Source organism: Pseudomonas defluvii (genome assembly GCF_001695625.1).
Classification (GTDB): domain Bacteria; phylum Pseudomonadota; class Gammaproteobacteria; order Pseudomonadales; family Pseudomonadaceae; genus Aquipseudomonas; species Aquipseudomonas defluvii.
This window is the reverse complement of sequence record NZ_MBPN01000025.1, coordinates 12929-31801: the sequence shown is the minus strand read 5'-3', so window position 1 is coordinate 31801 and position 18873 is coordinate 12929. Positions and strand designations below refer to the sequence as shown.

At 59.2% G+C, this 18873-nt stretch carries 13 protein-coding genes and 1 pseudogene; 7 read left to right on the top strand and 7 right to left on the bottom strand.

Translation table 11 applies throughout. The annotated features are described in order from the left end of the window. Positions 1-2 precede the first annotated feature (2 nt). The 3 genes and pseudogenes from EKA13_RS09435 to EKA13_RS28800 form a co-directional block, all read right to left on the bottom strand. Complete coding sequence (locus tag EKA13_RS09435; RefSeq protein ID WP_065759134.1) at positions 3-1496, bottom strand: aldehyde dehydrogenase family protein; 1494 nt, start codon at positions 1494-1496, stop codon at positions 3-5. Between the two features lie 188 nt (positions 1497-1684). Beyond that, positions 1685-2548, bottom strand: a complete 864-nt coding sequence (locus EKA13_RS28805) for a methyl-accepting chemotaxis protein (protein ID WP_425415168.1) — start codon at positions 2546-2548, stop codon at positions 1685-1687. Next, positions 2543-3295: pseudogene (locus EKA13_RS28800) on the bottom strand (MCP four helix bundle domain-containing protein); the annotation flags it as partial. The gene EKA13_RS28805 and the pseudogene EKA13_RS28800, both read right to left, overlap by 6 nt. A 497-nt stretch (positions 3296-3792) precedes the next feature. On the opposite strand from EKA13_RS28800, the gene peaA reads away from it, so the two are divergent. From peaA to EKA13_RS09395, 7 genes are all read left to right on the top strand, one after another. Continuing rightward, positions 3793-5370 carry a quinohemoprotein amine dehydrogenase subunit alpha gene (gene peaA / locus EKA13_RS09425; RefSeq protein WP_065759132.1) on the top strand — a complete coding sequence of 526 codons (1578 nt, stop codon included), beginning with the start codon at positions 3793-3795 and terminating at the stop codon, positions 5368-5370. Positions 5371-5448: 78 nt separating this feature from the next. After that, complete coding sequence (gene peaB, locus EKA13_RS09420; protein WP_065759131.1) at positions 5449-6879, top strand: quinohemoprotein amine dehydrogenase maturation protein; 1431 nt, start codon at positions 5449-5451, stop codon at positions 6877-6879. 1 nt (position 6880) lies between these two features. Then, positions 6881-7204, top strand: a complete 324-nt coding sequence (gene qhpC, locus EKA13_RS09415) for a quinohemoprotein amine dehydrogenase subunit gamma (RefSeq protein WP_065759130.1) — start codon at positions 6881-6883, stop codon at positions 7202-7204. A gap of 29 nt (positions 7205-7233) precedes the next feature. Continuing rightward, a complete protein-coding gene (peaD, locus tag EKA13_RS09410; RefSeq protein WP_065759129.1) occupies positions 7234-8352 on the top strand; it encodes a quinohemoprotein amine dehydrogenase subunit beta in 1119 nt (372 codons plus the stop codon). A 162-nt stretch (positions 8353-8514) separates the two neighbouring features. Continuing rightward, positions 8515-9591 (top strand): sensor domain-containing diguanylate cyclase, encoded by a 1077-nt coding sequence (locus EKA13_RS09405; RefSeq protein ID WP_065759155.1) that lies wholly within the window; start codon positions 8515-8517, stop codon positions 9589-9591. Between the two features lie 135 nt (positions 9592-9726). After that, positions 9727-11334 carry a tetratricopeptide repeat-containing response regulator gene (locus EKA13_RS09400; RefSeq protein ID WP_065759128.1) on the top strand — a complete coding sequence of 536 codons (1608 nt, stop codon included), beginning with the start codon at positions 9727-9729 and terminating at the stop codon, positions 11332-11334. Beyond that, entirely contained in the window at positions 11331-12023 is a 693-nt protein-coding gene (locus tag EKA13_RS09395) for a sensor histidine kinase (protein ID WP_065759127.1), read from the top strand. The genes EKA13_RS09400 and EKA13_RS09395 overlap by 4 nt, the downstream gene beginning before the upstream one ends. Before the next feature lie 186 nt (positions 12024-12209). Here EKA13_RS09395 and EKA13_RS09390 read toward each other — a convergent pair whose 3' ends face one another. The 4 genes from EKA13_RS09390 to hsdR all read right to left on the bottom strand — a co-directional run bounded on the left by EKA13_RS09390 (position 12210) and on the right by hsdR (position 18741). Continuing rightward, positions 12210-12509 carry a DUF6124 family protein gene (locus EKA13_RS09390; protein ID WP_065759126.1) on the bottom strand — a complete coding sequence of 100 codons (300 nt, stop codon included), beginning with the start codon at positions 12507-12509 and terminating at the stop codon, positions 12210-12212. 578 nt (positions 12510-13087) lie between these two features. Further along, positions 13088-14818, bottom strand: a complete 1731-nt coding sequence (locus EKA13_RS09385) for a restriction endonuclease subunit S (protein WP_065759125.1) — start codon at positions 14816-14818, stop codon at positions 13088-13090. Beyond that, on the bottom strand, positions 14815-16284 hold the full coding sequence (locus EKA13_RS09380) for a type I restriction-modification system subunit M (RefSeq protein WP_065759124.1): 1470 nt from the start codon (positions 16282-16284) through the stop codon (positions 14815-14817). Before EKA13_RS09380 ends, EKA13_RS09385 begins: the two co-directional genes overlap by 4 nt. Positions 16285-16365: 81 nt before the next feature. Beyond that, a complete protein-coding gene (gene hsdR / locus EKA13_RS09375; protein ID WP_065759123.1) occupies positions 16366-18741 on the bottom strand; it encodes an EcoAI/FtnUII family type I restriction enzme subunit R in 2376 nt (791 codons plus the stop codon). Positions 18742-18873 lie beyond the last annotated feature (132 nt).

The following is an 18873-nucleotide window of genomic DNA, read 5'->3' as shown; positions in this document are numbered from 1 at the left end:
GCTTACAGCTTGATCAACACCGACTTGAGTTCGGTGTAGTGCTCGATGGCTGCTGCGCCCATCTCGCGGCCCACACCGGACATCTTGTAGCCACCGAACGGCAGCGCCGGGTCGAGGGCGCTGTGGCAGTTGACCCAGACTGAGCCGGAGCGAATGCGTGGGATCATCCGGTGGACGGCGGCCAGGTCGTTCGACCAGATACTCGCCCCCAGACCATAGGGGCTGTCGTTGGCCATGCGCAGGGCGTCGGCCTCGTCATCGAATGGAATCGCCACCAGCACCGGGCCGAAAATTTCTTCCTGCACCAGTGGGTGACGCTGATCGACATCGACGATGACCGTTGGTTTGACGAAGTAGCCGGGACCAAACTGTTCACCTCCACAGGCAATGCTGGCACCGCTGTTGCGGCCTTGCTCAATGTAGTTGAACACCCGCTGTTGCTGCCGTGCGGAAATCAGCGGGCCCATCTCTACGCTGGGGTCCAGGCCGTTGCCGAGCTTCATGGCGTTGGCAATACCGGCGATATCGGCGACCACATTGTCAAAATGCTTGCGCTGCACATATAACCGCGAACCGGCGCAGCAGACCTGCCCCTGGTTAAAGAAAATCGCACTGGCAGCACCCGCCGCCGCGCTGACAAGGTCGGCATCGGCCATGACGATGGTGGGTGATTTACCGCCCAGCTCCAGGGTGACCCGGGTCATGTTGTCCATGGCGATCTTGCCGATCTGCTGGCCGACAGCGGTCGAGCCGGTGAAGGTCAGTTTATCCACCCGTGGGTTACGGGTCAGGGCATCGCCAGCGACGACGCCGGTGCCGGTGACCACGTTGAAGACCCCGGCCGGGTAGCCGGCTTCGAGAGCCAGTTCGGCCAGCTTGAGGGCGCTCAACGGCGTTTCATCGGCGGGCTTGAGTACCACTGTACACCCGGTTGCCAGCGCCGGGCCGAGCTTCCAGCAGGCCAGCAGCAGCGGGAAGTTCCAGGCCACGATAGCGCCGACGACACCGACGGCTTCACGGCGAATGAAACCGTGAAACTGATCGGCGGGCATCAGCGGCATCGACACATCCACCGTGCTGCCTTCGACCTTGGTGGCCCAGCCGGCCATGTAGCGCAGAAAATCGATGGACAGCTGCACGTCCATCACCCGTGCCACGGCGGCGCTCTTGCCGTTGTTCAGGCATTCGAGCTGGGCCACGATCTCGGCGTCCCGCTCCAGCAGGTCAGCCAGGCGCCACAACAGGTTCTGCCGTTCGCGCGGGCGGGTGCGGCTCCACGCCGAGTCGTCAAAGGCCTTGCGGGCGGCGAGCACGGCGCGTTCGACATCGGCTGGCGTGGCGCTGGGCACCTGGCACAACGGTTCGCCAGTGGCAGGGTTGCGCAGCGTCATCAGCGCACCGTCGGTGGCTTCAACCCAATCGGCACCGATCAACATACGGGGAGCACGCTGCAGAAACGCCTCAACGGCAGGCAGCAGGGGGGCAGTGGCGGACATGGCAAACCTCGTTCTTGTGAGTGAATGCCGTGGGTATTCGCAACCCTTGTGCCAAGCTCAAGAACCCCCTGAAAACAGGGGGCTTGGCTGCTTGAGGCGGGTTCTGGCGTCTCAAACTGAGACAGTGCTGAGACGCGACAACTGCCCTGTTGAAAACAACGCCCTGCGCAGAGGGCGTTGCTGCAGGGTCAGACTTTGAACTGTGCCACCAGCCCGTTCAGTTGCACGGCCAGGTGTGCCAGTGATTGGCTGGCGGCGTTGCTCTGGTTGGCGCCGGCCGAGGTTTGCATCGACAGGTCGCGGATGTTGATCAGGTTGCGATCTACCTCGCGGGCGACTTGGGCCTGCTCCTCGCTGGCACTGGCAATCACCAGGTTGCGTTCGTTGATGGCGGCAATGGCCTGGGTGATCTGTTCCAGCGCATGGCCTGAGGCCAGTGCAGCATCCAGGGTGGCGTGTGCCCGTTCATTGCTGTTGCGCATGGCACTGACTGCGCCCTCGGTACCCTGTTCGATGGTGCCGATCATCGACTCGATTTCCTGGGTCGACTGCTGGGTGCGGTGCGCCAGTGCCCGCACTTCATCGGCCACCACGGCAAAGCCACGGCCCGCATCGCCTGCGCGGGCCGCTTCGATCGCGGCGTTGAGGGCCAACAGGTTGGTCTGCTCGGCAATCGCTCTAATCACTTCAAGCACCTGGCCAATGTTGCGCACATCACCGGCGAGGTGTTCAACCTGTTCACAGGTACGGGTGACGTCTTCGGCCAGCAGGCCAATGGAATCGACGGTCTGTTGCACCTGCTGACGACCATGGCGTGCGGTCTGGTCGGTTTCGCCCGAGGCCTCGGAGGTGCTGACCGCATTGCGGGCCACTTCCTCGACCGCGGTGGTCATTTCGTTGACCGCCGTTGCCGCCTGTTCCACTTCGTTGCTCTGCTGGAGCAGGGTCTTGGTGGAGTCATTGGTGACGGCTTGCAACTCTTCTGCGGCCGACGCCAGTTGGCTGGAAGAGTCGGCGATGCGCTGAATGGTCGTGCGCAGGCTGGTCTGCATGCGCTTGAGTGCCTGCAGCAGTTGTGCCGGTTCGTCGCTGCCGACCACGGTCACTTCGCTGCACAGATCGCCACTGGCGATCACTTCGGCGACGCTCACAGCCTGGCTCAGCGGGCGCACGATGCTGCGGGTCAGGACAATGGCGAGCACGACCGTCAGCAGCACGACGACAATCATCATGGTCATGACCAGTTCATTGGCATTACTGAATACCGTGTCGCTTTCCAGCGAGGCCTGCTTGGCCCCTTGTTTGTTCAGGTCGATCAGTGCGATCAAGGCCTTGACCATGGCATCCGCGTGTTCATAGAGGGTGCCGTTGGCAATAGTGATGGCCTGGTCCTGGTGGCCCTGCTGTGCCAGTGCGCTGAGCCGTTCCTGCTCAGCCATGTACTGCGCCTTGGCGTTCTGGAAGTTTTCATAGGCAACCTTTTCTTCGTCCAGGCTGATGAGCTGTTCATAGCGCTGCTGCTGGGTTTGCAGCAGTTGCTTGAGCTCGGTGAGACGTTCCAGGTTGCTTCGCATGTCCTCGTCGGTGCGTACGGTCAGCAGGCGCAGGGTGATTGTTCGTATGCGCGATACGCTCAGAGCCGTGTCATTGAGGGCGAGAATCGAAGGCAGCCAGTTGCGATCAACCACACGCGACTGTTCGTTCATGCGGCGCATTTCCAGCAGCGAGAAGCTTCCTAGCAGCAGCGCCATCAGCGCGATCAAGGCAAAGCCAAGGCCCGCGCGGCGGGAAATTTTCATCGTTCTCAAGAGCATCTGTGTATTCCTTGTGGCAGCAACAAGCGCGACCTGCGAAGCCATTCGCAGGCCAGCGTCAATGCGGCGCTCTTAGGGTGGTAGACCACGGCGTCGTCAGGTTGTGCAGGCAAGGGGTGATGCAACGCACCGTCGAGTCACGCGAGAGGTGCTTGTCTTATGATGGTTTTTTATGACATGCAGGGCGTGGGAGCCCTGATGGAAAGTGGCTCAATGATGGCATTTTGTGCCAGAACGGTAAAGTGCAAGCCGTTCTGTCGCGCCGTCTCAGAGTGCTACAGCTGTCGCGAAATTAAACGCAGCGCAAGCGGTAAAAGTGCTGGAAGCCCTGTAGGAACGGGGTTTTGAGTTCTTGGCATGCAATATGTATCGCTACTGACAGTACCTCTTCAGCCTGTGCATTGCCTGATCCATCCCGGCCGGCAGGAAGAGACCACTAAAAAACAACGATAAGAATAAGCCCCGTGGGAGGTCAGACATCGATGAAGAGAACATTCCGGTTCGCCAGTGCCGGTGGCCTGCTGGCGTTGGCGGTAAGCCTTGCCTTGCAGCCCCAGACCAGCCAGGCACGCGAAGCCCAGGCCATCCTCAAGGAAACCTGCATGGGTTGCCATACGCCTGAGGGTGAGAATGCCTTTAGCCGCATCAGCCATCAGCGCAAAACCCCCGAGGGGTGGCTGATGAGCATTGCGCGCATGCAGACCATGCACCAGTTGAAGATCAGCGATGAAGATCGCCGCACCCTGGTCAAGTACCTGGCCGACAACCAAGGCCTGGCACCCAGCGAAACCGACGGTGTGCGTTATGCATTGGAGCGTCGCCTGAACACCGTCGAGCAGTTCGACGACCAGACCAAGCAGATGTGCGGTCGTTGCCACTCGGGGGCACGGGTGGCCTTGCAGCGTCGCCCGGCGCAGGAGTGGGAGCACCTGGTGAACTTCCACCTCGGCCAGTGGCCGTCGCTGGAGTATCAGGCACTGTCTCGCGACCGCGACTGGTTCGACCTGGCCCGTAAGGAAATGGTGCCATTGCTCGCCAAGCGTTACCCGCTCGACAGCAAGGCCTGGGCTGACTGGCAAAAGTCGATGCCCAAGGCTCAGGCCCTGGTCGGTGACTGGACGTTCAGCGGCCACCTGCCAGGCAAGGGCGAGCTTAACGGGGTGATGAAGGTTACCGCTGCCGAGGGCGATCATTTCACCCTCAGTGTTGATGGCCAGTACGCCGATGGCAGCCCGTTCAAGGGCCAGGGTACGGCCATTCTCTACAGTGGTTATGAGTGGCGCGGTAACGTCGATATCGACGGGGTGAAAATGCGCCAGGTTTTTGCTGCCAATGGCGCGCAGCTCAAGGGCCGGATGTTTGAGACCGCGCACGATGAGCGTGGCCTGGACTTTATCGCTGCGCGGCAGGATCACCCACAACTGCTGGCGGTTCAGCCGGGTTACCTGAAGGCCGGCAGCGAAACCGAAGTCAGCCTGATCGGCAGCGGCCTGAACGGTACGCCATCGTTCGGCAAGGGGGTTGAAGTGGTCAAGGTGCTGGAGCAGAGCCCGCAACGTGTGCGCGTGCTGCTCAAGGCCGCCGCCGATGCTCCGGCCGGGTTGCGCGAGGTGACTGTCGGTGCACTCAAGGGCCAGCAATTGGCGGTGTACCGCGACATTGCCGAGGTCAAGGTAGTGCCGGCGTTCTCGGTGGCCCGTATCGGTGACAACGGTGGTTCGACACCGAAGGTTCAAGGCCGCTTCGACGCCGAAGCCTGGGGCCGCAGCGCGGACGGCAAGGCCTACCGCATTGGTGTGTTCCCGGCGCAATGGAAGGTCGAGCCGTTTGATGACCGTGCCCGCGAGGATGAAGACGTCAAGTTTGCCGGCAGCATGCAGGCCGATGCGGGTGTATTCACCCCAGGTGATGCCGGGCCAAACCCAGAGCGCAAGATGTCGACCAACAACGCCGGCAACCTCAAGGTCATTGCGGCGGTGGACGATGCAGGCAAAGCCCACACGGGTGAGGGGCATCTGATCGTCACTGTTCAGCGCTGGAACAATCCACCGATTCCTTGATACGGGCCTGTTACCCCAGCCATATCAGCGGAATGAAAAGGGGGCCGGCAATGCCCGGCCCCGCTTGAGGAGGTTGCGATGGGCGTTACCTTGAACCTGGTGGAGCGCAACCTGCACGAAGTGCAGGTTGATGACGCACGCATGTTGTTCCATATCCCCAGCAGCTCGCTGTTCGCCAGCGATGCGCTGACCGGGGAAATTATCGACGTCCTGCGTGGTGAGGGCTGTTCCAGCGAAACGCTGCAGCAGCGCCTGGCCCCGCGTTTTGGCGGCGAGCAAATCAATGAAACCCTGCGCGAGCTGATCGCCCTGGAACTGGTCAGCGACGGTTCGCCGTTGACCCCCGAAGTGGCGACTAGGCGGGTCGAGCGCACGGCGATCAACACGGTGGTGTTGAACGTCAACACCGGCTGTAACCTGAGCTGCACCTACTGCTACAAAGAGGACCTGGACAAGCCTTCGCAAGGCAAGCGTATGGATGTCGAGACCGCCGTGGCCTCGGTGGAAATGCTGCTCAAGGAGTCGCCGGACGAGTCGGTCTACACCGTGGTGTTCTTCGGCGGCGAGCCGCTGAGCAACCGCAAGCTGATCGAGTACATGGTCGACTACTGCGAGCGGCGTTTCAGTGAGGCGGGCAAGCGGGTCGAGTTCGTCATGACTACTAATGCCACCTTGCTCACCGAAGACATCGTCGATTACCTCAATGCCCACCGATTCGGTTTGTCGGTGAGTATCGACGGGCCGAAGACCGTGCACGACCGCAATCGCATCACGGTCGGTGGGCAGGGCACCTACGATGTGGTTCGGCGCAAGGTCGACATGTTGCTGTCGCGTTATGACAGCCGCCCGGTCGGCGCCCGTGTCACCCTGACCCGGGGCGTCACCGATGTCGAAACCATCTGGAACCACCTGTTCAACGAACTGGGCTTTGCGGAGGTCGGCTTTGCGCCGGTGACCTCTGGCGATATCAGCGATTACAACCTGAGTAGCGAAGAGCTGGTACAGGTGTTCGCCAACATGAAAGCCCTCGGGCGGCGGTACCTGGAGGCAGCGCTGGAGCACCGCAGCATCGGTTTCTCCAACCTGCACCAGTTGATCACCGACATTCATGAAGGGCACAAGAAGGCTCTGCCTTGCGGGGCCGGGCTGAAGATGCTGGCGGTCGATCACAAGGGGGAGTTGAACCTCTGTCATCGCTTCACCGGCTCGTCGTTGCCAACGTTCGGTAACGTCCACAGCGGGGTCAAGCAGGTCGAACTCAACGACTTTCTCTCACAGCGCCTGGACCGCACCAACACCGGGTGCGACAGCTGCCGCATTCGCAACCTGTGCTCAGGCGGCTGCTACCACGAAAGTTACGCTCGCTATGGCGACCCCGCTCACCCGACCTATCACTACTGCGAACTGATGCGTGACTGGGTGGACTTCGGCATCGAAGTCTACAGCCGGATCATGGCCGAGAACCCGGCCTTCATCAGCCGCTACATCACTCCGCGCAAGGTCCACTGACATGAAGCATCTCAAGCCGATCAATAACAAAGCGCTCAAGCTCGAACAGGCTGCCGACGAGAACCGCATTGAAGAGGTTGTGGCCATGAACTCGGTGGCCGGGTGTGCCTCGACCACAGACCCGGGCTGGGAAATCGATGCCTTCGGTGGCGTTTCGTCGCTGTGCCAGCCGATGGAATCAGACCTGTATGGTTGCTCTGACCCTTGCTGGTGGCCGGCCCAGGTGCCGGACATGATGAGCACTTACCCGGACTGGAACAAAGACGCCCAGGCCTCCAACGACAATTGGCGCAACCTGGGGACCGTGTTCCCGGAAGACAAATGAGCCCCCAGCCGAACAAGAGGGATACCCGCATGCTTCAGACTGCAACGCGCGGCCTGGCCGCCATTCTGGTGCTTGGCGCCTGCTCCGGGCCACTGTTGGCCGACGAGGGCAAGGCGCTCAACCGTGGCCACGAGTACATGGTCACCACCAACTACCCGAACAACCTGCACATTCTCGACCTGGCCACCGACAGCCTCTACAAGACCTGCCAGATGCCGGACGCCTTTGGGCCGGGCACCGTGCAACTGTCGCCAGACCGCACAATTGCCTATGTGTTGAACAACCATTACGCCGACATCTACGGGGTCGAGCTGGACACCTGCAAACAGGTGTTCCATGCCAGCATTACCCAGCAGCCGGGGGAAAAGGCTCGTTCAATGTTTTCCTTCACTGTCAGCCATGATGGCAAGGAGTTGTACACCGTCGCCAACCCGACACGGATGCTCAACGATCGCTATGAAGTGCAGCAGCCGCGCCTGGATGTCTACGCCACCAATGCCGGCATGAGTGCCAAGCCCGTGCGCAGCTTCCCGGCGCCACGCCAGCTGACCATCATGCAGACCGGTGACGACGGCAGCCTGTACATCGCCGGGCCGGACATCTACAAGGTCAACGTGCAGACCGGCAAGTTCGACGTGCTGGTGCCGAGCCGACACTGGAAGCGCCCGCTGTACAGCGCCCCGGATGTGCTCTACGTGTGGAACCAGCAGACCTACCGGCATGATTTCTCGCTGCTCTACACGGCCGCCAAGTTCAAGGACAAGAAGGAAGACCCGGCAACCGCTGACTATGTTTACGGCTTCTTCAACATCGACCTGGCCACCGGCAAGACCAAGACCGTCGACTTTGGCCCGCTGACCGAGATCTACTTCAGCGGCATGGTGTCGCCCAAGGACCCGAACCTGGTCTTTGGCGTGCTCAACCGTCTGGCCAAGTACGACATCAAGCAGAAGAAAATGCTCCAGGCAGCGACCCTGGATCATTCCTACTACTGCATTTCGTTCAACAAGGCCGGCAGCAAGATCTACCTGGCCGGTACCTTCAACGATGTGGCGATTTTCGATGCTGACAGCCTGAAGCCACTGGGCAAGATCAAGTTGCCGGGGGGGGACATGGCAATCACCACGGCCCAGGTCTTTACCCGCTAGTAGAACCGGCGTGGATCTGGCGAGTCGATCAGGCTCGCCAGTTCCCGCCTCACCGAAACGGACCATCGGGTTAGCAGGCTTTTGTGTACAACTTGCTTCGATTAAGATGGCGATTAGCCATTTATTATCGAGTGCCCCGCTGTCATGACGGCAGTCCTGAACGTGCTACTTCTCTGGATGTGCCTTGGCATCGTGGTGCTGCTGATAGTGTGGCGCCGTGCGCTGCACCGCGAGCGCGACCTGAGTGCTCGCCTGGCTGAGCTTCAAGCGCAACTGGCGGGCTCACCGCCGGGCGTTTGCAGCCAATGTGCCCAAGCGAGCGCCATCCTCCCTGACGACATCGAGCGTTTCAAACGCAGCCAGTACTTTGCCCGCATTGGCACCTGGGACTGGGATGTCGACACCGAGCAGTTGTACTGGTCTGAAGCCATCTACGGCATGTTCGGCTATCAGGTGGGCGAGATCACCCCCAGTTATGAACACTTCTGCAACAGTGTCCACCCGGACGACCGTCAGCAGGTCAGGGCGGGCGAGTTGCGCTGCATTGAAACCGGCGAAAACCATGACGAGGAGTACCGGGTGATCTGGCCCGATGGTACGGTGCGTTGGCTGCGCGAGACCGGCAATGTGATCAAGGACGCCCACGGCAAGGCCATCAAGATGATGGGGGTGGTACGCGACATCACCGAAGAAAAAGCCTGGGCCAACCAACTGCACAGCATGGCCCATCAGGATGCGCTGACTGGCCTGGCCAACCGCCTGGTTCTTGAGCAGCGGCTGTCGGCGGCACTTGAGCAGGCACGCATCCAGCGCACCCGAGTGGCGCTGATTTTTCTCGACCTCAATGGCTTCAAGGCGATCAACGACAGCTACGGTCACGCTGCCGGCGATCAGGTGCTGATTACCACGGCCAAGCGCCTCAAGAATTTGGTGCGTACGGCCGATACAGTGGCACGTATCGGGGGCGATGAGTTCGTGCTGGTGCTCGAAGGTTTGTCGTCCGACCTGAACATACAACAAGAAATCCATGTGCTTTGCGAAATGATTATCCGGGCACTTTCAATGCCGATGGAGATTGCCAGTGAAACGTGTGTGATCGGCACCAGCCTGGGTGTGGCGGTATTTCCCGACCACGCCACGAGTATGGATAACCTGATCCACACCGCAGACCTGGCGATGTATGACGCCAAGCGCTCGGGGAACAATCAATATCGTCTGGGGAGCCAATTGGGTGTGTGACAGGGTGGTGTTGCAGTGCGTGATAGCCCAACCGTTGGTTATCAGCTGTGCGCCATAGCGGGCTAAAGGGATGAGCCTGTCGTTGTAATCGTTGCTTGCGTGTATCTCCTTACTACCCCATGACAGGTTCCTTGGATGTTGGTTTACAGCCAAAAAAGTTTTCTCATTGTCGATGACTTCTCCGACTTCCGCAGCTCTGTCCGCTCCATGCTGCGCGAGCTGGGCGTGCGTGACGTCGATACTGCTGACTGCGGCGAGCAGGCGCTGCGCATGTGTGCGCAGAAACGCTATGACTTCATCCTGCATGACTTTCACTTGGGCGATGGCAAGAAAAACGGCCAGCAAACCCTCGAAGACCTGATGGTCGACAAGCTCATTAGCCATGAGTGCGTGTTCATCATGGTCACGGCTGAGAGCAGCCAGGCAGTGGTGCTCAGTGCTCTGGAACATGAGCCTGATGCCTATCTGACCAAACCGTTCAACCGGATCGGGCTGGCCCAGCGGCTGGAAAAGCTGGTACAGCGCAAAACCTTGCTCAAGCCGATTCTGCAGGCGCTCGACCGTGGCAAACCCGCCGAGGTCCTGGCCGCGTGCGAGAACCTCTGCCGCCAGGACCAGCGTTTTGCGCCGTTGTGCCTGCGCTACCGAGCCAACGCCCTGCGTGACCTGAACCGCTATGAAGACCTTGAGCGATTCCTCAAGGCCATCCTCAGCAGCCGTGCCACGCCCTGGGCTTATGCCGCCCTTGGCGCATTACTGTTCAAACGTGGCCAGATTGGCCAGGCCCAGGGCATCTATGAGCAAGCCTTGAAGGCCTTCCCGCTGATGCCTGGCCTGTACGACGGCCTGGCCGACGTACTGACGGCCACCGGCGAAACCAAGCGCGCTCAAAGCGTGCTTGAAGAGGCGGTGCGCCTTTCGCCACTGGCAGTGCGTCGGCAGATGCTGTTGGGCAAGCTGGCGCTGGGCAACGAAGACTTCGACAGCGCTTCACGCGCCTACCGTCAGGCGGTCAGCCAGGGCCAGCATTCGCGTTTCAAAGACCCTGAAAGCAACCTGGGCCTGGCCCAGGCCTTGATCAGCAAGAACGGTGGCGGCGGCATGGATGCGCGCACGCGGGTAGAGATCAACTCGGCCTTGAGCGAAGTGGCCAAGGAGTACACCGACGACCAGGGCCTGCAAGTGCGCGCCCGCCTGATGAAAGCCACCAGCCTGATCAAGGCTGGCGACCCCGAGACCGCCGCCAAGCTCACCGAGCAGGCCATGGCTCGCATCGAGGGCATGGACCAGTTCTTCTCTGCCGAAGCAGCCTTGCTGGTGGCGACCCAACTGCAACAACTCGGGCAGGAAGCGGCCAGTAACGGCATCTTGAAGAACTGCGTTGAGGTGTATGGCGACGACCCGGCGGTGATGAAAAACATCGCAACCCTGACCGATGACCCGGCGATTCTGGGTGGGGGCAACGAAGCCGTCGACCTTAACCGCCAAGGCGTGCGCAGCTACCAGGCCGGCAACCTGGGTGGCGCCCTGGACCTGTTCCGTCGAGCACTGGTGTTGCAGCCGAAGAACATCAGCATCGCCCTGAACACTACCCAGGCACTGCTGCGCCTGGCCGGTGATACGCCAACCGCAGCCGTACTGGAAGAGTGCCGCGCCTGCCTCAGCCGGGTGGCCGGTATTCCTGAAAGTGACGCGCGCTACGAGCGCTATCGCAAACTGCATATACGGGCATTTGGTGGATGAGCGAAAACAAGCAGGGGCTCGACTTCTCCACGGTGATCGCCTCCACCGTACACGACATGAAAAACTCCCTGGCGATGCTCATGCAGACCCACAGCCAATGGCTGGCCCGTTTGCCTGACACGCAACGTGGCGGCAGTGAGCTGGGCGTCATGGAACACGAATTCGCCCACCTCAACGGCATGCTGGTGCAACTGCTGGGCCTGTACAAACTGGGCGTCAACCAGTTGCCGATGTGCCCTGGCTACCATGAGCTGGACGACTTCATCGAAGCGCAACTGGCGGCGCACCAGGACGTACTGAGCCATCGCGACCTGCTGGCCAGCTACCGGATCGACACCGTCAACCCGCTGGGCTTCTTTGACCGTGAGCTGATTGGGTCGGTGGTGTCCAACATCCTCAACAACGCCATCCGTTACGCCGGCCACGCCTTGCTGATAACCGTCAGCGAAGAAGACGACCAACTAGTACTTAGCGTCAACGATGACGGCCCAGGTTATCCTCTGCAGATGCTCGAACGCCAGAGCGACTACGTGCAGGGCATCAACCCCAGCAGCGGCAGCACCGGCCTGGGCCTCTACTTCGCGGCCCGCATTGCTGCGCTGCATGAACGCGACGGGCTGCAGGGGCGCATTGAAATCGGCAACGGCGGGCCGTTGGGCGGCGGCGTGTTCAGGCTCTACCTGCCGTAAGTGCGCTGTATCGTTGCCATTGTGCTAATACTCCAGCATGTAGCATGGCTTAATGCTGGAATATTGGCACTTTGGGTCTTCTACACCGGCTATTGGATGAGCTGCATACGTTGGGAACCCTGCGGGTTCCATCGCCACCAAGGTGTGCTCCCACGGTAGGTGCGCCACCACTGGCAAGTCATCTGCTCAAGTGCTGCTTTCAATGCTCAGCAGCAACGCTTCAACCAGCCCTTTAGACATATCCAGCGCATTGCGGGTTGCCCAGAGCAAGTGACGGGTTTGTGCATCGACCAGATCGCAGGCTTGGTTGTTGGCGGCATCCGCGCTGCGAAGCAGGACCGACAAATGCACCAGCGCATGTTCGGCCTCAACGCCGGCGCACACTCGGAACAGCGGGGCATGGCTGCCTTCGCAGGAGCCAAAGGTGGTTGTGGTGGTTGTCAGGGGTGAGCCGGCTGGCGGGGGATCGGGGACAATTTTTGTCATAGTGGATCTCCTTTTGCTGTGGAGCCGCCCAACATCACTTGCAGTTGATAGGGAGGCGGCTGCGTGCGGGTCTGCAAGACCGGGGCAAAAGGAACCCGGCAGACCCGAAGGTCTCCCACACGCAGCCACCACAAAGCAGAATCAACGGCACGAGAAAGCGCCGATAACTCGGGTGGTGGCGGAATGCGCCTTTTGCTTGCCGGGCTTGCAGTCCCGGTCGCTGAATTGGCAGCGACTGGGTGATGTTAGCGGGGTTGGGGGAGGGGGACAAGGTGGGTTGAGCAGTGATGGGTTACCTGAAACTTGCCCATTTTGCGTGTGGCGCATACATTAGCCCCAACACGGCCCCCGCCTCTTGGTTCCTAGTGAGCTTACGCGGGGGTTTTTGTTTCCAGCTCCAGCAATCCCCTGACCTGACAGTTTTCCTGCCCGACCATTGCCGTATATGCCTTGAGTAACGGCCATGTCCTACTACGGAGGGCGCGAGCTGCTTAATTTTCCTCGCTATGCCTCTTGGATTTAACCATTACTCGCCAAGTGGCAGTACTCGTCGCACTGAATGTTGAAGGTATCGTCTATTACGTCACCGCCTGTTCAACAAGGGTGCTAGCCAACTGCTCATTGATCTGGCTTGCCTGGGTTAGGCAGGTTTTCAGTTGGTCACAGAGAGCCATTAGTTGGTCGACTTTGGCGACGATGCGGTGTTGTTCGACAAGTGGAGGGAGGGGGAAAAAGACGGCTCCGATTTTTCCTGGGGATGTATGCTTAACTTTCATTCCAGTCGAGCTATCAGCAACGCACGATCTGAGATATGCCCCATTGAAGTAGTGGAAAATATATCCAGAAGAAACAATTTCACTATCAAAAAGAAGCTTCCCCAAGCGTTGATTATGTAAATAGCTCTTTCCGTCATTCGGAACAAGAGCTGCACTTCCAAGAAGCCCCGCAGCCTGCTCAGTCATTGCAACAATAAGATCGCCGGGATTAAGAACAAACTCTTGATCAACCGGGCCGCAGTAGTATTTTGTACGATCACCTCGATCCCGAAATCCACCCACCTCAAAAAAATTACCTGGTGTGGTCAGGACGTATGGTGAGACTGACTCGCAAAAATATGAGCTCGAAAAAGCATAACCATGCTTTATGGAAATAAGATCACTTACACGGCACCATTTCCATGCTTTCGGAACCGCAAACGGCTTTTTCTCTTCCTCACTCTCTGCAAGTAGCGTTTGCTTCTTGGTCTGCCCTTCAGCAACCAACTGACTCTTCTCGCTCATGATGCGCTTAAGCAGATCACTGGCCGGCTCATCACTCGGGTCTTGCGGCACCAGTTTCCCCATCACGGCCAGTTGCAGCAGGGTTTGTTTGAGGGCGTCGATGCTGGGTTCGGTAGTGAACAGGGTTTGGAAGTGTTCGGCCAAGCGTTGCCAACTGGCGGCGAAGTCGTTGGCGTCGCTGGCTTGGGTCAGGCTGTCGAGCAGTGCTTGTACCAGTTGGGCGTGGGCGCTTTCGGCATCGGCCTGCTGGGCTTCCAGGCTGTCGCACAGGGCCATCAGCTCATCGACTTTGGCGACGATGCGGCGTTGTTCTGCGAGCGGCGGGAAAGGTATTAGAAACTGGGCCAGTTTCCCAATGCTGAGACCTTCACGCGAAACGCCGACCTGCACATCCATTACGGTCTGCTGGACCAGTTGCGAGACCAGCACCACATGAAGGAACGGCTGAGAGTCGCTTGAAACTGGCCGAATAATAGTTACGTGCTGACTAACGTTACCCGTATCAAAGTCAGAAGGAACTGTGGCGCAGCGCCCAATGGACGCACCTGTGATATTGAAAAGCAGGTCACCTGCTTCAACATGTGTTCCCGACATTTTTTGGTGTGTTGCTTCAGGTATGAAAGCAACGTCATTAAGGCGAAGTCCTTCATTCCAAACGTTCTGAGATCGAAGAAATTTGACCCCGTCAGCTACGTAAGCCTGTTTCCCACCTAATGGAGTGCTACCAGCCCCAATTTTCTTAAGCAGTGAATCAAGCCGTACCCACTCCCAATGAGTGGGTATGACAAAAGGTGTTTCCTCTTTCGCAATCTCCGCCAATGGCTTCTGCTTCTTAATCTTCCCCTCAGCCACCAACCGCGCCTTTTCCTCAGCAATCCGCTTAAGCAACTCACCGGCCGGCTCATCACTGGGATCTTGCGGTACCAACTTGCCGCGCACGGCCAATTCCAGAATCAACTCACGCAGCTTCTTGATGCCATTCGGCGCACCGGCCAGCAGGGGCAGATTGTCGGTCAGCAGCGCGGTCATACCTGGCGCTCCAGGGCTTCGGTCAGTACGGCTTTGAGTTGGTCGCGCAGGTCGCTGATTTCGCCTTGTAGCTGGGCGTAGTTACGCAGCAGTTCGTCCGGGTCGTGGCTGATTTGCTCGCCGACATGCGGGTTTTTGCAGTCCAGGTTCCAGTTGCGCGCTTGCAGTTCGTCGACGCTGACTTTCCAGGCAAATTCGTTTTCTACCCGAGCGGCAAAACCATCGGCTTCATTGCCCCACCAGGCTTCTTCCACGGCGAATTCTTCGAGGCGCATGGGGCGGGTTTTGGAGTAGTTCTTCACGCCTGCCGGGTACTGGTGTTCGTAGAACCACACGTGCTTGGTCGGTGTGCCTTTGGTGAAGAACAACAGGTTGGTCTTGATGCTGGTGTAGGGGTTGAACACGCCATTGGGCAGGCGAACGATGGTGTGCAGGTTGCACTCGGTGAGCAGCTTTTCCTTGATGCGGCTCTTGATGCCTTCGCCGAACAGGAAGCCATCGGGCAGCACCACGGCGGCGCGGCCACCGTCTTTAAGCAACTGCATGATCAGCACCAGGAACAGGTCGGCAGTTTCGCGGGTGCGGAAGGCGGTGGGGAAGTTGGTTTCGATGCCGTCTTCTTCCATGCCGCCGAACGGCGGGTTGGCGACGATGCAATGCACGCGCTCGCTTGGGCCCCAACTGATCAGCGGCTTGCTCAGGGTGTTGTCGTGTCGGATCTGGCTGGGCACTTCGATGCCGTGCAGGATCATGTTGGTGGTGGCCAGCAGGTGCGGCAGCGGCTTTTTCTCCACGCCGAAGATGCTGGCTTGCAGGGTGCGTTCGTCTTCGGCGGTTTTTACATAGCGGCTGCGTTTGTGCTCAATGGCACAGGTGAGGAAGCCGCCGGTACCGCAGGCCGGGTCCATGACCTTTTCATCCAGCTTGGGGTCGACCATGCGCACCATGAATTCGGTGACCGGGCGCGGGGTGTAGAACTCGCCGGCGTTACCGGCGTTCTGCAGGTCACGCAGCAGTTGCTCGTAGAGGTTGCCGAACTCATGGCGCTCTTGGGCCTTGTTGAAGTCCACGCCTTCCTGGATCTTGTTGATCACCTGGCGCAGCAACTGGCCGGACTTCATGTAGTTGTAGGCATCTTCAAATACGCTAAGCACCACGAACGCCGAGGGTGTGGTGCTGTACTCCTGCAGGTTCTGCAGTTGCGGGAACAGGTTGTTGTCGATGAAGTCTTTCAACGTGTCGCCGGTCATGCCTTCCGGGTCGGCGGCCCAGGTGCGCCAGCGGCAGCTTGTGGGGATGGGCGAGCGGTAGTTGTCGTCCATCAGCTCCCATTCCAGTTCGCGGTCGTCGAAGATTTTCAGGAACAGCAGCCAGACCAGTTGGCCAATACGTTGCGCATCGCCGTCGACGCCAACGTCTTTGCGCATGATGTCCTGGATGGATTTGATGGTGCTGCTGATCGACATGTAAATCTCGCTGGTGTGCTGCAAAACAGGGGGAGGGCGTAGGCACGCAGGGCGGCCTACGCCAAAACGCGGGGCGTTACCTTAACTGGCGTAGAGCGCTTCTTCCAGTTCGTGAACGGCTTTCTCGTAACCCGTTCGGTTACCGAACACGTTGATAAGCTCCATCGGCGTGCCCAGGTTGCTGAAGGGGGCGTTGCACAGGATTTTCACATCCTCGATGTGTTCGATGCCGGTGTCGGCATACTTGTCGAGCAACGCTTCCAGTACCTGGCGCGCTGCGCCCTGGTACTTGCCGAAGTAGTTGCGCTTTTTTACCTGTTCGGCGCGCTCTTTGCGCGACAGGGCCGGTTGGTCGAAGGCCACGTGGCAGATCAGGTCGAAGGGGTCGAGTTGCTTGCCCTGTTTCTTTTCCACTTCTTCGGCCAAGGCCTCCCACATCACGCCTTGGGCGGCCATTTCCTCGATGATGACCTTTTTCTGCTCGGCGTCACTCCAGCGGCGCAGGAAGTCATCCAGCGAGGCAAACTGTTTTTGCACGCAGGTGCGGGTGTAGTCGTGCAGCGATTCGGTGATCAGCTTGCCGTCCGGGCCGTAGTATTGAACACGCTCGGCAAGCACATACACCGGAATGTTATCGACCACGTATTTGACACGTTTTGTGCCACCTTCATCGTCGTCGAAAGGGCCAAACACGTCATCGCCGCTACCGGTAGTGGTGGGGTCGTCGTGCTCACCTTGATCATCCAGCGGTTCATCGGGCGGAACGGGGGATTCATTGTCACCCGGTACGTAGATGACCACGGGGTCGCCATCAAATGCGGGGTCTGCGAACAGTTCGGTGGCTTTCTTGAAGTCCATGATGGTGAACCAGTACTTGTCGAACTCTTCGTTGATACGGGTGCCACGGCCAATGATCTGTTTGAACTCGGTCATCGACCTGATGTGCTGGTCGAGCACGATCAGTTTGCAGGTCTGGGCATCAACGCCAGTGGTCATCAATTTGCTGGTGGTGGCGATGACCGGGTAGCGCGCTTCAGGGTTGATGAAGTTATCCAGCTCGGCTTTGCCTTCCTGGTCATCACCGGTGATGCGCATGACGTATTTGCGGTTCTCGGCCACGCGCTCGGGGTTGAGGTTGACCAGGGCCTGACGCATGCGCTCGGCGTGGTTGATGTCGTCGCAGAAGACGATGGTTTTCTGGAACGGATCGGTGGCCTTGAGAAACGCGGAAACCTTCTGCGCGACCAGTTGGGTGCGGGCCTCGATGACCAGGGTGCGGTCCATATCCTTGAGGTTGTAAATACGGTCTTCGATCAGCTCGCCATTCTTGTCGAGCATGCCCTTGGGGGGGCGCCAGCCTTGCAGGTCTTTGTCAAAGTCGATGCGCACCACTTTGTAGGGCGCGAGGAAGCCGTCTTCGATGCCTTGCTTGAGGGTATAGCTGTACACCGGTTCGCCGAAGTAGGTGATGTTTGACACCTCTTTGGTTTCCTTCGGCGTAGCGGTAAGGCCGATATGGGTAGCCTTGGAGAAGTAGTCGAGAATTTCCCGCCAGGCGGCATCTTCGGCGGCGCTGCCACGGTGACATTCGTCGATCACGATCAGGTCGAAGAAGTCACGGGAGAACTGCTTGTAAACGTTCATCTCTTCTTCGGCGCCGGTGACGGCCTGATAGAGCGACAGGTAGATCTCGTAGGAGGTGTCGATCTGGCGCCTGGCGATCTTGGTCATGGCCGGGCCAAACGGTTTGAAGTCGTTGCTCTTGGTTTGGTCGACCAAAATGTTGCGGTCAGCCAGGAACAGAATGCGTTTCTTCTGTTTGGACTTCCACAGGCGCCAGATGATCTGGAAGGCGGTGTAGGTTTTACCCGTACCGGTGGCCATGACCAAGAGAATGCGGTCTTGCCCGCGTGCGACGGCCTCGACGGTGCGGTTGATGGCGTTGGTTTGGTAGTAGCGGGGCATTCGGCCAGAGCCGTCGTCGTAGTAAGGCGCTTGGACTTTTGCTGGCGCATCGCCTACCAGGCCTTTCCACTGGCAGTAGCGCTGCCACAGCTCGGCAGGGCTAGGAAATTGTTCAAGGGTGAGTTCGGTTTCAATCTGCTGGCCGGTGCGGCTGCGGTCATGGAACAGGAAGCCGTCGCCATTGCTCGAGAACACGAACGGCACATCCAGCGCCTCGGCATACCCCAATGCTTGCTGCATGCCAGAGCCGATAGCGTGCTTGTTGTCCTTCGCTTCGATGACTGCAATGGGCAAGTTGGCTTGATGGTAGAGGATGAAGTCGGCCCGCCGGGACTCTCCTCGGCTGTGCAGCTTGCCGCGAACGATGATGCGGCCCTTGGTAAAGCTGACCTCTTCGCGTACCTGCTTTTTGATGTCCCATCCCGCCTGCTCAATGGCGGGGGTGATGAATTTGGTACAGATGTCACGTTCGGAGAGGGACTTTTTGTCCATTTACCCGGTTCCCTGTCTCGCCAGCCTGGTCGCTCCATGCCGGCATTGCTGATGGCGATTTGGTGTCAATGTACCTTGTTTGCCACAGGTTGGGGGCGGGATGCACTGCGGGCGCCCTGAACATGCGCCCGC

What these genes read in the sequence shown, in the direction of transcription:
- EKA13_RS28805 (WP_425415168.1), bottom strand. Translation starts at nt 2,548, where the DNA reads ATGCAGACCAGCCTGCGCACGACCATTCAGCGCATCGCCGACTCTTCC.
- EKA13_RS09435 (WP_065759134.1), bottom strand. Translation starts at nt 1,496, where the DNA reads ATGTCCGCCACTGCCCCCCTGCTGCCTGCCGTTGAGGCGTTTCTGCAG.
- EKA13_RS09400 (WP_065759128.1), top strand. Translation starts at nt 9,727, where the DNA reads ATGTTGGTTTACAGCCAAAAAAGTTTTCTCATTGTCGATGACTTCTCC.
- peaD (WP_065759129.1), top strand. Translation starts at nt 7,234, where the DNA reads ATGCTTCAGACTGCAACGCGCGGCCTGGCCGCCATTCTGGTGCTTGGC.
- peaA (WP_065759132.1), top strand. Translation starts at nt 3,793, where the DNA reads ATGAAGAGAACATTCCGGTTCGCCAGTGCCGGTGGCCTGCTGGCGTTG.
- EKA13_RS09385 (WP_065759125.1), bottom strand. Translation starts at nt 14,818, where the DNA reads ATGACCGCGCTGCTGACCGACAATCTGCCCCTGCTGGCCGGTGCGCCG.
- EKA13_RS09390 (WP_065759126.1), bottom strand. Translation starts at nt 12,509, where the DNA reads ATGACAAAAATTGTCCCCGATCCCCCGCCAGCCGGCTCACCCCTGACA.
- qhpC (WP_065759130.1), top strand. Translation starts at nt 6,881, where the DNA reads ATGAAGCATCTCAAGCCGATCAATAACAAAGCGCTCAAGCTCGAACAG.
- EKA13_RS09380 (WP_065759124.1), bottom strand. Translation starts at nt 16,284, where the DNA reads ATGTCGATCAGCAGCACCATCAAATCCATCCAGGACATCATGCGCAAA.
- peaB (WP_065759131.1), top strand. Translation starts at nt 5,449, where the DNA reads ATGGGCGTTACCTTGAACCTGGTGGAGCGCAACCTGCACGAAGTGCAG.
- hsdR (WP_065759123.1), bottom strand. Translation starts at nt 18,741, where the DNA reads ATGGACAAAAAGTCCCTCTCCGAACGTGACATCTGTACCAAATTCATC.
- EKA13_RS09395 (WP_065759127.1), top strand. Translation starts at nt 11,331, where the DNA reads ATGAGCGAAAACAAGCAGGGGCTCGACTTCTCCACGGTGATCGCCTCC.